The sequence below is a fragment of the Neobacillus notoginsengisoli genome, from assembly GCF_003515685.1.
In the GTDB taxonomy this organism is placed as follows: Bacteria; Bacillota; Bacilli; order Bacillales; family Cytobacillaceae; genus Bacillus_D; species Bacillus_D notoginsengisoli.
The window spans coordinates 217388-230321 of record NZ_QWEG01000009.1 but is presented as its reverse complement, the minus strand read 5'-3'; the positions used below and the strand labels follow the sequence as shown (position 1 = coordinate 230321).

Sequence of the window (12934 nt, the reverse complement as noted above, 5' to 3'; positions counted from 1 at the left end):
TGTAGACTTTACCGTGAAACAGTCAGTGACTGATTTACCTGATTACTGAGTATAAATGCAGTGAAAATGATTTATTTCCTCAAGAATCTTCCCGTAATCGACTGCTCCGAATCGATGATTTCCGATGGCATGCCCTCGAACACCACTTGGCCACCCTTGTTGCCTCCCTCTGGTCCCAAATCGATGATCCAATCCGCTTGCCTGATTACATCAAGGTTGTGCTCGATGACAATCACCGTATTGCCCGCATCCACGAGGCGGTTCATGATCTCGAGAAGGTGACCGATATCCGACATATGCAGGCCGGTCGTCGGCTCATCCATCACGTAGATGCTGCCCTTCTTATGCAGCTCACTTGCCAGCTTGATGCGCTGGCATTCACCGCCTGAAAGCGTGCTTAGAGGCTGTCCGAGTGTAAGATAGTTCAGCCCAACATCGCTCATCGCCCGGAGTTTATTCACAATCTTTTTTTGATCAAAAAAATCCATTGCCTGCTCTACCGTCATTTCCAGCACTTCCGCAATGGACTTGCCGTTCAGCTTGTAAGCGAGTACCTCTTCCTTGAACCTTTTGCCTCCGTATATATCACATGGAAGCTTCACGCTATCGAGGAATGAAAGGTTCGTATATACAACGCCTAGTCCTTGACAGTTCTCGCAAGCTCCCTTGGAGTTGAAGCTGAACAAGCTTTGGTTCACCTTGTTCGCACTTGCAAACGCCTTGCGAACTTCATCCATAATGCCCGTGTAGGTCGCGGGATTCGAGCGTGTCGACACTCCTATCCCCGATTGGTCGATGACAATCGCATCCGGATGCTGATTGAGAAATACTTCGTTTATCAGCGTACTTTTGCCCGAGCCGGCGACACCCGTAACAACTGTCAGCACTCCCGTTGGAATATTTACACTCACGTCACGCAGGTTGTGTAATGTGGCATCCTTGATGGACAGCTTGCCGGACGGCTGCCTGCAATCATGCTTCAGCTGAAGAGACCTCCTCATGTGGGTGCCTGTCAATGTATCTGACTCAAGCAGACCTTGATAACTGCCTTCATACACAATGGTACCGCCGCGGCTGCCGGCGTAAGGCCCGACGTCAACGATATGATCCGCCACCTTGATCACATCGGGATCATGTTCAACGACAATGACGGTATTCCCCTTTTCCCGCAGCTTAAGAAGCAAATTATTTAACCGGTGTACATCACGAGGGTGTAGGCCTATGCTGGGCTCATCAAAAATGTAAGTGACATCCACGAGACTGCCGCTCAGATGCTTTACAATCTTGACACGCTGAGACTCGCCCCCGGACAATGTATCCGTCTCACGGTCAAGCGTCAAGTAGCCTAGGCCGATATCCACCAGATGTTGAAGCCGCTCTGACAGTGATTTAACGATTGGCGCGGCGATGGGATTGTCAATCTCCTGAATTGCGCGGATGAGCTGTCCGACCTCCACCGAGGACATTTCGGCAATGTTAAGTCCATTGATCCTGCTGCTGAGGGAGGCCTGACTGAGTCTCACGCCGCGGCAACTGGGGCATGTACCCTCGGTGATGAATGGTGCAACCGCTTTTTGCGTTCTCTCGGACTTTGTCTTTACATCCTGTTTAATGTATTTGTTGGTGAACTTCTCAATAACGCCTTCTACGGTAATATTCATTTCCTTGCCAGCGAAATCCACTTTTACTTTCCTTGCCTTGTCGTACAGCAGCTGATCCAGTTCCTCATCCGAATATTCACTCAGCTTCTTGTTGAAATCAAAGTCCCCCCTTTGCACTATCATGTTCCACTCCCAGCTGTTCACTGAGTATTCAGGTAACATAAGTGCCCCTTCATTCAGAGACTTTGACATGTCCACCGCCTTGCTCAAGTCGACACCCAGTCTGCGACCGATTCCGTTGCACTCGGAACACATGCCCTGCGGATCATTAAACGAGAACATGTGCGCCCCTCCAACAGATGGCTGTCCTACTCTGGAGAAGAGAAGGCGGAGGATTGGGGAAATATCGGTAATCGTGCCCATCGTTGAATGTGAACCCCCGCCAAGCCGCTTCTGATCGACAATAACAGCCATGCTTAGGTTCTCTATCTCGTCCGCATCCGGCCGTGGATAGCGCGGCAGAAAATTGCGCACAAACATGCTGAAGTTTTCATTCAGCAAACGCATAGATTCTGCGGCAATCGTATCGAAGACGATCGATGACTTGCCGGAACCGGATACCCCGGTGAAAATCGTGGTCTTCCGCTTGGGAATCCACAATGATACGTTCTTGAGATTATTTTCCCTCGCAGCCTTGATTACGATATATTCTTGTGCGTTGTGATCAGTCATTGGTTTTCCCTCCCTTAATATTGAGCTTATTTTACTTTCACATTATCGCTAGGGATTACTTGCGCCAAAACTTCCGGAGCCATCACGACTACAGAACGATCTAGTCTGTAAAACGTATGGTGTTTCGCAAAAGGAAATAGCTCGGCACTCGACTTGCCCGCAACATGGAGAAGTAGGGAACATTCACGTCTTTTTTCTTCAAGTCTATGTTAAATCCTAATGTTGATATTTGACTAAATGAAAACCGCCTTGTAAAAAAGGCGGTTTATATGACGATCGTACCCGTTAGCGGAACACCTTGTACGGCTATTTCTCCAACTCATATCTGGTCGCGATAATGCCCGACTTGAACGTTCGGCTGGACAGCAGCTTGAATTTGATTTTCTCACCGCCGCCGTCGAATACCGATTTTCCGTCACCCAGGACGACCGGACAAATTGTAAGCAGGAATTCGTCGATCAGGCCGAACCCAAGCAGCGTCTTCGCTGCTCCCGGGCTGCCGAAGATAACGAGATTTTTGCCAGGCTGCTCCTTGAGTACCTTGATTTCCTCGGCGATATTGTCCTTGATCAGCATCGTATTGTTCCATTCCACCTTGTCCATCGTCCCGGAAATGACGATCTTTTTAACATCCTGCAGCCATTTGGCATGCTCCATATCGTGCCTAGACGCATTCGGATTGTCCAGCATCTTGGGCCAGTAGCTCTCCATCAGTTGATACGTCGTGCGTCCATAAACGGGAGCTCCGACTTCGGATACGATCTCATCAGCGTATTTCACTAATTCCTCGTTGTACGGAATCCACCCGAGTCCTCCATTAGAATCCGACGCATACCCGTCCAGCGACACATGCATGAACAATACGAGTTTTCTCATGTCCGTTTCTCCTCCGATTTCGAATTTATTTTGTTCGATTTTTTTAGCCATTGGCCCCCGTTTCATCCCGCTGTTACGTTCATTATAAATCATTACCAATGGTGCTCGAAACTGCCCTGTTAGTTAAGTGAAAAATTGCTGTCGTTCGGAGGTTGGTGTTTATTTCATTCACATTAAACAGGCAGGAGACCTGTAATGGTACGTCCATCTCTCCTCGTCAATTTACTGTTGGTTCACTTAATAGGAATTCAACGGAAAAAGTGTTAATCCTTCTTGAACCGTAAAACACTTTGGTTAGGAAATTGTAAGATAGAAAATTGAACGATTAGCTCTACAGAACACACGTTTTGGTGTAAAATAGAATATGTCGTTTTTTACGAAATTTTATTTTTGAGGAGAAATGTATATGAATGGCACATCGCACGCAGCAATTGGTTCAGCAACAGGGTTTGTTGTTGCCAATTCATTTGCAGCCTCTCCGTCCGCAACTCTCTTGCTTGTTGGATTAGGAGGCATTTCAGGTCTGATTCCTGATCTCGATATTGACGGGACGCTTCGCGGCAAAATTACCCTGTCGCATAAGGTGATTAGATTAGCCGCACAATTAATTGGAATACTCATGATTTTGTACAGTTTTATGGAGAAAACAACGAATGAAAGGTGGTGGCTGGGACTCGGAATCGGAGTCATGATTAATGTAGTGGCATCGTTAATCAAGCAAAAACATATGCTTACGATTACCGGCATTGCAGTCATTGCGGGAGGTTTGACTTTAGACGAACAATGGTTAATGCTGCTCGGAGTCTACATCATTGTCGCCTCATTTTCTTCGCACCGCAGTTATACCCATTCGCTCCTGGGGGTTATTTTCTTCGGATTCACAGCTTCCAAGTTGGAAGCCTCCCTCGGAATCCCGGGAGTTTTCTATGCTTGTTTAGGAGGTTACATAAGCCATCTAATCGCGGATTTGAAAATCCTGCCAATGAACAAACGCGGAATAAAGCTTTTCTTACCGGTGTCGTTGAAAGAATTATAATTGTTCTACATATTTAGTCTCAAAGAAAGATAAGGTGTTAATTGATCTGAATACATTTTGAGAAGCAAAATAAAAAAAGCCGTAGTTGTCAGATTAAGACGACTACGGCTATATTGATGAAAAGCCAAGCGCAAACAAAACATCTGAATCACCTAGTTCTTTCGTCCAAAATTCTTTTCTTATACTGACACTCTCAGGGAAGTTATATTAATGTCAACTGGAAATCTACTGGAAAATCATCTCACGCTTTCAGAGAAAATCCGTCTTCTAATGGATTGAGTTATGTTTTACTTTTCATTCAAGGTTCTAAATAGCCACTTTATCAACTCATTAAGAACAGACGAAGGATTTGCCAACCTGAAACAGCAAGTGGAATAATCGATAGGAATTTAAGCCATCTTTTTTTTGCAATAAATCCGATTGTCAGAATTGCTAATCCCAATATAAGCACTCCAAAAATCGTTAAAGTTGTCATAGCTTCCCCCCCTAACATAATGGAAAGAACCCAAACACAGAAAGGAATGTTCAGGAGGTCTTTCCTGCAAAATTGCCAAACCATACATACTGTGAGTGGATTCAAGTTGTGGGATTCGAACCCAGCGGTGCTGGTACCAACGCGGTTAGCCAGCTCTCAACCGAGAGTAGTGCGAACAGGCAACATCGTTTAAAGATTTTTCAACTTAGGCTTATCACTACTCACCACCTATTTTATCGGGTTAAAAACTAATAAATTACCATTGATACAAAAATATCAATTAAAATATTCTGAGTTTTTGGTAAAATATAGATGTAAGGTACTTTGGGGATTTGGAGGGAGTTTATGAAGACTAAAAATCTCGTTGTTTTTCTTTTGACATCAGTGGTCGAGGCTGCCATTGCATACTTTGCAGCCTTAAAATTCTCTGTCCGTTTCATTGAGTTGATGTTTTTTGCCGGACTTTTATTCGCTACAGTGACCTTCTTCTTTTCCAGCAGCGGCGGGAGAATCTCAGAATTTCATTCATCTCAGATAAGCGGGCAAACAGGATTGATCCTGAAAAAAGAACCATTTGTTTTTAAAAAAGGTCCCGTTTTCACGGCTTCAGCCCTATTCCTACTCGTAGGATTAGTGCTCTTTATCCTGCTTTTTTCCGGAGTCATCCCTCCAGCTAGTTCATAACGGGTATACGAAAAAAGCTGCGTATGATATTGTCCCCTTTAAGTAGACATTCAAAAAAACCTTCATATACCATGGAGGAAAGAATGTAACTTGGAGGGGATTTTTCTATGGCCAAAAAAGGACAGACATTTAAGAGCTACTCAGAAGCATTCATGCTCAATGCCGTGATGAAATATGTGAACGTTTCAAAAAGCTATAAGATATTGGCGGAGGAGTTGGGAATACGGAATTGCAGCCAGCTAAAGGTCTGGGTTAGGAAATGGAAAAACAGAGAGTCTTTTGATCAACGTAAAGGGGTTACCAACCCTCTAAAAGGAAGACCAAGAACAAAATTCAAATCAGTTGAAGAGGAAAGGGATTACTTGAAGGCACAGGTCGAATACTTAAAAAAGCAGTATCCAAATCTGGTAAAGGAGGAGAAGACATCCCTAGAAGACAGAAGTACCAACTGATTGATGAATTAAGAGGTAAATTCCCCGTATCATGGCTGTTGGAAATTGCATTTATCAAACCTGCAAGCTATTACAAGTGGAGGAAAAGCAAGCTACAACGTGAAGAAAAGAAAAAGAAGGAACAAGTTATTCGGGAACACATTATGGCAATCCATTTTGTGAATCCTGAATTTGGCCGTCCCCAAATAACGGATGACCTCAAAGAAATGGGATTCTTGATTAACCATAAAAAGGTCTACCGGTTGATGAGGGAAATGGAGATACAATCAGTCCTACGGAGGAAAAGGAAGCGTCACGGCCATACCCCTTCAGTTATATTTCCTAACCGCTTAAGAAGGAAATTCAGGGCCGTCGGCCCCAATCAGAAGATGGTAACGGATATTACCTATGTTTCCGACGGAAAAGAATTTTATTATTTATCTGTTATCCAGGATCTTTTCAATAATGAAATAGTGAGTTGGGAGTTTTCCAGGAGAAATGATCTTGAATTAGTACTTAATACAGTGGAAAAATGGAGAAAGAAAAAGGACGTAGCTGGAGCTGTTCTCCATTCGGATCAGGGCTTCCAGTATACGTCCAAGCTATACAACAATCGATTAGAGGCAAACGGCATTAATGGCAGCCACTCTCGCAAAGTAAACTGCCTGGATAATGCCTGCATAGAATCATTCTTCTCACACCTCAAAACGGAAAAGTTGTATATGGAACAGTGTAAGTCAGAAAAAGAGCTAAGGCAAGCTATCGAGGATTACATCTATTATTACAACTACAAACGAAGACAACGAAGACTAAAGAAACGCGCGCCGATTGAATATCGACACGCGCTCGCTGCATAGCTTTTTTTAGTTGTCTACTTGACAGGGGCAAGACCATATGGGCAGCTTTTTTTTAATTATATAAGTTGAAATAAATAATTACATCTTTACTCAGAGCCTGTTTATGACTCCTCTGCCCGTTCGCTCAGTTGCTTAACAAAATTTCTGACATTGATGCGGATGTCCTGAACCCTGGAATAAAAAACGTTATTAACAATCTTCTCTTTCATCCATTTCCAAAGGCCCTCAATCATATTTAGTAAGGGCTGAAAGGGGCAAAGAAGACCAGTTTAATTCTGTCTTTGTTTTCTTCAATAAAATGTAAGCGGGCGACTTGATACCGTTCAAACATTCTTCGGTCGTCAGTGGCTTTCATGGCTTCCAATACCTGAGTAGCTCTTAGTGGCGATCATCGGTCTCATCCTCTCAAGAAGGTTTTTTCCATACCCCACTTAAGAAATGTAGAACCTGTTAATTTCAACTTATATAGTACTCTTTTAAAAAACAAAAAAGCTTACTAAAAAAAGCACCTCGATGAAAGTCAAGGCAATTTTTTATTTAACAATTTCAATATTATATAAATTAATTTAAAAGTCAGATTAATCATCGACTGAATCATAATCGTATATTATACTTTTAACATCATAAACTTCTACATCCGTGCATTTAAATAAATCTTGGTTAAATACCGCCAAATTAAAACCTTTTTCATTTCTTGTACTTTTAAATCTTATCCCTTTATGTCCAATGCTTTTTACAAATTCAGCAATATATTGAGTCGGAAGATAATCAAGTGAGCTGTCTCCCCGTCTCAAAGGCTTGGCAATTTCATTACTAATTTTCCTTAAATGTTCTTTGTTTACTGCGTGTAATTCAATATCAATTGTTGAAAAAGGGCTAATTCGATCTAATGCTATAAAATCAACTACTTCAATATCTTCTATTAATTCAAACTTTCCAATGGTAACATAGTCATAAACACTTGCCCTTACCTCATGAAATGTTGTTTCAATATCATTTGCAAGGTATAAACAACTTATCCCTAAAGGATTAGCCCTTCCATCAGATGCCTTACCAGGTGGCGGTGCACCCATCTCCTTTATCGAATAACCCTTAGAGGAAGAAATTCTCCCGCGATAAAAAACATGCCCTTTTCTATAAGAGGTTGTGGCATATTCACAAAACATTTCAAGAATTTTTTTATTAATTAGGTTTGTATGAAAACGATTTACAGTCTTTATTTCCTTTACAAAATTCTCCCACTTAAAAGTTTTAATTAAAGAATTTTCCTCCAAATAGCTTGTTTGGTAAAGAGTTGTTATTCCAATTGGCGAATGGAAAAGGCCAGGTATTTCTGAATATTTTTCTGAGCAAATATTCTTCATTAATGTATAAACCTTTTCTTTATCAATGGTAAATACATCCCACCTATCCCTCAGTTCATCTTTTAATAAATTTGCTTTCTCCCTAGGGAAGTCTGCTGGATAGCTATCACTTGGAGTATATATTTCTAGCAAACCATTAAAATGTTCGATAAGTTCCTTATTATTATCGGTATCATATATGTACACATTTGTTTTATTGCAAACTTCACAATTACCATCTACACCAATACCTCTTATAATGGCTTTAATCTCTGCATCTTTAAAACATTTTTCACAACATATCATTATTATTCTACTCCGTCTAAAAACTTGCTAACTAACTCAATGTGATGCATTATTGAGAGTTTCTTCACTGTTCCTAAACCTGGATACGTTCCGTTCTTGAAATGCCTTAAAAATTCGCTTATGCCAAAAGTATCTAATTTCATTTCTTCTTGCCATTCAGCAAGTTTTTTTACTGCCTCATAAAATTTGCCTGCTGGATCGTTGAAGTCATCATTTGAATCTGAAACAAAATGCTTTATTCTTAAACTATTATCCTCAGCCAAAAAAACTATATGTATAGCGACAGCATAAGGAGCAAAGCCAGATTCAAAATACCTTTTCCCTACAATTGAATAATCTGAAAAACCAATGAATCCGTCTTCTTTGAAATACAAATGGTCCTCCGAAAAAGGACTTTCATCTATGCTGCTGTAATCGGCATTTCTTTCTTGTTTAGTAAATCTATCAGCAACCAAAACTTTGTTATGCTTTATTTTACGACGAAAAGTACTTTCTTCTGGTATTAAACAATATCTTGGAACTTCTTCCTGAAAAAATTCAAAAAAATAATTTATATAATCTTTATCTTCACAGATTAATAATAATTTTTCATTGCTAAAGCCTTGCTCAAATAATAATCTTGGTATTTGGAAACAGCTATTTTGATTTAAAATATGTGAAACAATAACATTTTCTTTTCGTAACGAAGAAATAAGACTGTCCCTAACTTTTTCCTCTTTGAGTGCATTAAAATCAGCTGAAAAATTTCCAACTAACGGATTAGTTATAAATGCAATTTCCTTATTTTTATGAACATATTCTATGATGGTCTTTGTCAGAGTTGCAGATGGTTTTACTGGCTCTATTATAGGTGTAACTTTTGAACCAATTAAATCGTTTTGAGCTAATTCTCTTAATGCTAAAAGTTCATACTGCCTACCCCTTAAATAAGGAAAATACATTACTAACCCCTCCATTTTCTTTCTAAAAATTTATTTAGCTTTATATAATCACCTTTTTTAAATTTTGAAAAATAAACTAAAAATTTCAGTTCGTATGGTACATTTTTATATTCTTCTTTCTCTGTTATCGTCCTTTTCTTTAGTTCGGTGATAAAAAATTTATATACTTCCTTCTTGTCTATAGCTGCAAAAAATTTAAAACATTCTTTATAATAAGCCACTTGGGTTGTGACAGGAAGCGAGCCGTAATAAGATAAAATAATATTTTCAAATTCACTCTTCCTTAAAATTTTGAACATTACAGAATAGTCTAATTTGGTATTATCTTCAACAGGTTTTTTTCTTAAGCTAATTGTATTTTTTTCAGTTAATATAGAAATGCCTACGTTAGTATCCTTAAACATTTCCATAAGCTTGTCATAATTAGATTCACATGAGATTACACTTACGTGATTAAATGCCTTATAGTAATCATTGATTTGGCTTTCTAGCCTATCTAAAGTATCTAATCCTGTTTTAATTTCGTAAACAATAGCTTTACCATTGATAAGAATAAAATCAGCCTTGGACTTATTAATAGGTATTTCAGTTAAGGCAGTTGTAGTATTTAAACTATGCCGACCCAGTAATAGTTTATTTAGAAGAGTATTCTTAAAAAAATATTCATTCCTATACTCTTTTGAAATATATTTATACACTTTGGTTATTAAATGTTCGTTGTTTATTGAACTTACTCCGTTATTCAAATATCTGTTTATACAGGTATTATATAAGGAATTTCCCTTGCCATTTATTAGGTCCATAAATATATTGTGAGTAAAAAATCTATTTAAAATAATATTATTACTCGGATTCATATTCCCCACCTACTTAGTTAGAATTACTCACTTATATAATAGCATATTACACATTTCATTCCATTTCTTTTAAGTTAACCCAATAATTTCATCACTTTAGATTGAAATTAACAGGTTCTACATTTCTTAAGTGGGGTATGGAAAAACCTTCTTGAGAGGATGAGACCGATGATCGCCACTAAGAGCTACTCAGGTATTGGAAGCCATGAAAGCCACTGACGACCGAAGGATGTTTGAACGGAATCAAGTCGCCCACTTACATTTTCTTGAAGAAAACAAAGACAGAATTAAACTGGTCTTCTTTGCCCCTTTCAGCCCTTACTAAATATGATTGAGGGTCTTCGGAAATGGATGAAAGAGAAAATTGTTAATAACGTCCTTTATTCCAGGGTTCAGGACATCCGTACCAATGTCAGAAAGTTTGTAAAGCAACTAGGCGAACGGACAGAGGAAGTCATAGACAAGCTCTGCGTATAGATGTAATTTTTTATTTCGACTTATATAATAAATTTTTTTATGGCTTTTTAACAGAACTTATTCGATATACTCAATATTTTTGCTTTCACAAAACTCTTTGGCAATTTCCCGATACCGCTGGTCACGGAATTCGTACCATTGGCTGGATATACCCAAACGATTAACATTGTCCTTAAATCGCCGGAATGCCCCTTTGCCAAGTATGGATTTATGCAATACTTCTTTTTTATTTTCGTCAGTCAGGCTGTAACAAAAATCCTCCATCCATTTCATATTCATTGATATCAAAACTTGATGGTAGTGATAGATAGGTATCAGGGTTTTCAAGTATTGCAAACGCAACCTTTATTTCATCCTGGTGCCATTCGGGTAAGTGATCATAGTCCTCTTCATCCTCTGCAATCATTAAAGCCTCCCCCGAGACATACAAAATTCCCGCATTTTCACGGTTAAGATAAGGTTGGTTTTCTTCTGATTGCATTTCCATTCCTTCAACAATATCGTCTAGTTTTACTGGCATGATTAAGATCCTTTCTTTTTTATAGAATAGAATTGTTTCTACACTTCTGTGAATCTGACATTTTGTATTTGATTAAGTTTTGTAGTTCTTCTGTACTTTTCCTTTGCTCCGTTGATCCATGCCTTGACTGCCTCTTTGTGATATCCTTGTATGAAATCTGATTCGTATTCCCCCATTTCTTCCAGGGAACCTTATCGTATTTATGGTGCTGATAATACTTCCATGGATGGATACCCCCTGGCGCATAGTTATACGTTCCCCTGTTTACCGGATCGTTTACCATCTGGCCCGTCTCAATATTAAAGACAACTTCAAAGCGACCAATTGATGATATAAATTTCACATTATTAGCAGCGTCATATTCGCTTACTTCATACCGGTGAAATCTAGCACTGTATAGTTGCCATTTGCCGCATGCCACTAGTTCAATCATTTCTTCTAATTGTTCAGGCGCCTTTCCATATCGATTCAGTTCATTGCGAAAATAATGAATCTCTTTCGTGATAGAAGGGAGTTGTTTGACATGTTGATCAAATGTCTCAAAAAACAGATCAAAATGCTTATGTCCTTTTAGAAGCTTTTGATTTTCCGCCAAATCATGCATCATATGCGTTAGGATTGCGTGTGATGCAATCGCTTTGGATGTATCAAATACATACCATTTTCGGTGGTCTGAGCGAATTTGATCATACTGCTCTGAGAGTTCAGAAAAGTATGCCTCCGATAAAAAATCGGCCTTAATCGCTACAGGCACAATCGGATATACAAAGTCTTTCTCTAGTTGATGGAACCCGTATATCGACGCTAAAAACAGGAAAAAAAGAATGATAAGAACCGTTTTTAGCGTTCGACTTTTGATTACTATTCTAACTTTTTCCCCCTCCTCTTCTCCCAATTCCTTGCTCCTCAACCTTCCCTTACGAAAAATCCTTTTTATATTGGACGGCCAAGTAAATTCCACCAGCTAAAAATGCCAGCGCATATTTGAACAAGAAAAAAATGTTCCACATATAGTCTTTTGGAAAAATCATGTCACAAAGAATAATTGCCCACAACACACAGTAAGCGCTTTTCAAAAAGATTTTATTTGTCCGTTCGTCATCTTGCCCAATTTTCTTATGGAGTACATAGGCAAAAATCGCGCTGCCCATTAGCAGTAAAAAACCAACTCCAATGAGAATATTCCAATTTCCCGTTGATTGTTCGGCCCAGGACTTTAATGGGTGAAAAATTGCGTTATGGATATTCGAGAAAAACTTAGTTATCATTTTGATCATTTCCTTTCACATATGTAAAAATATCGTTTACATCAACATTAAAAAATTCGGCAATTCGAAAAGCTAACAGCAGACTCGGAACATAATTCCCCTTTTCCATTACGAAGATGGTTTGTTTGGAAACCCCGACTTTCTCTGCTAATTCTTGCTGAGTCATTCTGGCAAGTACACGATATTCATAAACCTTATTTGATATCGAATCAGCAAAATCTTTCTTCATGACATTCACCTCTTGCCTCAAATTATAAATCCCTCTTTTATAAAAGTAAAGTAAACTTATATAAAAGTACTAAATAACTTTATTTTTTCTTGAAATACTTTGATTCAACAAGAGCCAGAATACAAAAAGAACCTGACGAAATTCATGATTCCGTCAGGTTCACATATCAATTTGGTGCAATTTATGGTTTTTGGGGCATCCAAGTTGATGCCTCCCCCGGAATCCAGAGTGTTTTCTATACTTGTCTAGGAGGTTATATCAGCCATCATTTAGCAGATTTAAAAATCCTGCCAATGAACAA

Annotated in this window: 16 protein-coding genes; 5 read left to right on the top strand and 11 right to left on the bottom strand. The window is 39.2% G+C overall.

All coding sequences use genetic code 11. From position 1 onward, the window contains the following. Nucleotides 1–71: 71 nt before the first annotated feature. Nucleotides 72–2333, bottom strand: a complete 2262-nt coding sequence (locus D1B31_RS15405; protein WP_118921941.1) for an ATP-binding cassette domain-containing protein — start codon at nucleotides 2331–2333, stop codon at nucleotides 72–74. A gap of 306 nt (nucleotides 2334–2639) precedes the next feature. Beyond that, nucleotides 2640–3302: a dihydrofolate reductase family protein gene (locus D1B31_RS15400; protein ID WP_240035285.1), complete on the bottom strand. Its 663-nt coding sequence runs from the start codon at nucleotides 3300–3302 to the stop codon at nucleotides 2640–2642. A 313-nt stretch (nucleotides 3303–3615) separates the two neighbouring features. Here D1B31_RS15400 and D1B31_RS15395 point away from each other — a divergent pair, with 313 nt between their 5' ends. Further along, nucleotides 3616–4245 (top strand): metal-dependent hydrolase, encoded by a 630-nt coding sequence (locus D1B31_RS15395; protein ID WP_118921939.1) that lies wholly within the window; start codon nucleotides 3616–3618, stop codon nucleotides 4243–4245. 322 nt (nucleotides 4246–4567) lie between these two features. Here D1B31_RS15395 and D1B31_RS24635 read toward each other — a convergent pair whose 3' ends face one another. Next, on the bottom strand, nucleotides 4568–4720 hold the full coding sequence (locus tag D1B31_RS24635) for a hypothetical protein (RefSeq protein ID WP_192894787.1): 153 nt from the start codon (nucleotides 4718–4720) through the stop codon (nucleotides 4568–4570). A 345-nt stretch (nucleotides 4721–5065) separates the two neighbouring features. Here D1B31_RS24635 and D1B31_RS15390 point away from each other — a divergent pair, with 345 nt between their 5' ends. From D1B31_RS15390 to D1B31_RS15385, 3 genes are all read left to right on the top strand, one after another. Further along, nucleotides 5066–5404 (top strand): hypothetical protein, encoded by a 339-nt coding sequence (locus D1B31_RS15390; RefSeq protein WP_118921937.1) that lies wholly within the window; start codon nucleotides 5066–5068, stop codon nucleotides 5402–5404. 107 nt (nucleotides 5405–5511) lie between these two features. Further along, entirely contained in the window at nucleotides 5512–5856 is a 345-nt protein-coding gene (locus D1B31_RS25205) for a transposase (protein ID WP_420846113.1), read from the top strand. Further along, nucleotides 5784–6692: an IS3 family transposase gene (locus D1B31_RS15385; RefSeq protein ID WP_420846117.1), complete on the top strand. Its 909-nt coding sequence runs from the start codon at nucleotides 5784–5786 to the stop codon at nucleotides 6690–6692. Before D1B31_RS25205 ends, D1B31_RS15385 begins: the two co-directional genes overlap by 73 nt. A gap of 578 nt (nucleotides 6693–7270) precedes the next feature. On the opposite strand, the gene D1B31_RS15380 is transcribed toward D1B31_RS15385, so the two are convergent. From D1B31_RS15380 to D1B31_RS15370, 3 genes are read right to left on the bottom strand one after another with little or no spacing between them, the layout of a single operon-like run. Then, nucleotides 7271–8341: an RES family NAD+ phosphorylase gene (locus D1B31_RS15380; RefSeq protein WP_118921935.1), complete on the bottom strand. Its 1071-nt coding sequence runs from the start codon at nucleotides 8339–8341 to the stop codon at nucleotides 7271–7273. Nucleotides 8342–8343: 2 nt separating this feature from the next. Further along, nucleotides 8344–9282 carry a sce7725 family protein gene (locus D1B31_RS15375; RefSeq protein ID WP_118921933.1) on the bottom strand — a complete coding sequence of 313 codons (939 nt, stop codon included), beginning with the start codon at nucleotides 9280–9282 and terminating at the stop codon, nucleotides 8344–8346. Nucleotides 9283–9284: 2 nt separating this feature from the next. Then, nucleotides 9285–10139: a sce7726 family protein gene (locus tag D1B31_RS15370; RefSeq protein ID WP_118921931.1), complete on the bottom strand. Its 855-nt coding sequence runs from the start codon at nucleotides 10137–10139 to the stop codon at nucleotides 9285–9287. A gap of 351 nt (nucleotides 10140–10490) precedes the next feature. Between D1B31_RS15370 and D1B31_RS25050 the strand changes: the two genes are divergently transcribed. Next, nucleotides 10491–10616, top strand: coding sequence for a hypothetical protein (locus D1B31_RS25050; RefSeq protein ID WP_275670724.1), 126 nt, complete (start codon nucleotides 10491–10493; stop codon nucleotides 10614–10616). Nucleotides 10617–10673: 57 nt separating this feature from the next. On the opposite strand, the gene D1B31_RS24895 is transcribed toward D1B31_RS25050, so the two are convergent. The 5 genes from D1B31_RS24895 to D1B31_RS15350 are packed head-to-tail and all read right to left on the bottom strand — an operon-like array spanning nucleotide 10674 to nucleotide 12633. Then, nucleotides 10674–10880, bottom strand: a complete 207-nt coding sequence (locus D1B31_RS24895) for a UPF0158 family protein (RefSeq protein ID WP_240035284.1) — start codon at nucleotides 10878–10880, stop codon at nucleotides 10674–10676. Further along, nucleotides 10852–11136: a hypothetical protein gene (locus tag D1B31_RS24890; protein ID WP_240035283.1), complete on the bottom strand. Its 285-nt coding sequence runs from the start codon at nucleotides 11134–11136 to the stop codon at nucleotides 10852–10854. The genes D1B31_RS24895 and D1B31_RS24890 overlap by 29 nt, the downstream gene beginning before the upstream one ends. 19 nt (nucleotides 11137–11155) lie before the next feature. Then, nucleotides 11156–12031, bottom strand: a complete 876-nt coding sequence (locus tag D1B31_RS15360; protein ID WP_240035282.1) for a hypothetical protein — start codon at nucleotides 12029–12031, stop codon at nucleotides 11156–11158. A 22-nt stretch (nucleotides 12032–12053) separates the two neighbouring features. Beyond that, complete coding sequence (locus D1B31_RS15355; protein WP_118921929.1) at nucleotides 12054–12404, bottom strand: DUF2178 domain-containing protein; 351 nt, start codon at nucleotides 12402–12404, stop codon at nucleotides 12054–12056. Next, on the bottom strand, nucleotides 12394–12633 hold the full coding sequence (locus D1B31_RS15350; protein ID WP_118921927.1) for a helix-turn-helix transcriptional regulator: 240 nt from the start codon (nucleotides 12631–12633) through the stop codon (nucleotides 12394–12396). The genes D1B31_RS15355 and D1B31_RS15350 overlap by 11 nt, the downstream gene beginning before the upstream one ends. Between the last annotated feature and the right edge of the window lie 301 nt (nucleotides 12634–12934).

Bases quoted from the DNA above. Each gene is read 5' to 3' on its own strand.
- D1B31_RS15405 (WP_118921941.1), bottom strand. From the start codon at position 2,333: ATGACTGATCACAACGCACAAGAATATATCGTAATCAAGGCTGCGAGG.
- D1B31_RS15400 (WP_240035285.1), bottom strand. From the start codon at position 3,302: ATGATTTATAATGAACGTAACAGCGGGATGAAACGGGGGCCAATGGCT.
- D1B31_RS15395 (WP_118921939.1), top strand. From the start codon at position 3,616: ATGAATGGCACATCGCACGCAGCAATTGGTTCAGCAACAGGGTTTGTT.
- D1B31_RS24635 (WP_192894787.1), bottom strand. From the start codon at position 4,720: ATGACAACTTTAACGATTTTTGGAGTGCTTATATTGGGATTAGCAATT.
- D1B31_RS15390 (WP_118921937.1), top strand. From the start codon at position 5,066: ATGAAGACTAAAAATCTCGTTGTTTTTCTTTTGACATCAGTGGTCGAG.
- D1B31_RS25205 (WP_420846113.1), top strand. From the start codon at position 5,512: ATGGCCAAAAAAGGACAGACATTTAAGAGCTACTCAGAAGCATTCATG.
- D1B31_RS15380 (WP_118921935.1), bottom strand. From the start codon at position 8,341: ATGATATGTTGTGAAAAATGTTTTAAAGATGCAGAGATTAAAGCCATT.
- D1B31_RS15375 (WP_118921933.1), bottom strand. From the start codon at position 9,282: ATGTATTTTCCTTATTTAAGGGGTAGGCAGTATGAACTTTTAGCATTA.
- D1B31_RS15370 (WP_118921931.1), bottom strand. From the start codon at position 10,139: ATGAATCCGAGTAATAATATTATTTTAAATAGATTTTTTACTCACAAT.
- D1B31_RS25050 (WP_275670724.1), top strand. From the start codon at position 10,491: ATGAAAGAGAAAATTGTTAATAACGTCCTTTATTCCAGGGTTCAGGAC.
- D1B31_RS24895 (WP_240035284.1), bottom strand. From the start codon at position 10,880: ATGGAGGATTTTTGTTACAGCCTGACTGACGAAAATAAAAAAGAAGTA.
- D1B31_RS24890 (WP_240035283.1), bottom strand. From the start codon at position 11,136: ATGCCAGTAAAACTAGACGATATTGTTGAAGGAATGGAAATGCAATCA.
- D1B31_RS15355 (WP_118921929.1), bottom strand. From the start codon at position 12,404: ATGATAACTAAGTTTTTCTCGAATATCCATAACGCAATTTTTCACCCA.
- D1B31_RS15350 (WP_118921927.1), bottom strand. From the start codon at position 12,633: ATGAAGAAAGATTTTGCTGATTCGATATCAAATAAGGTTTATGAATAT.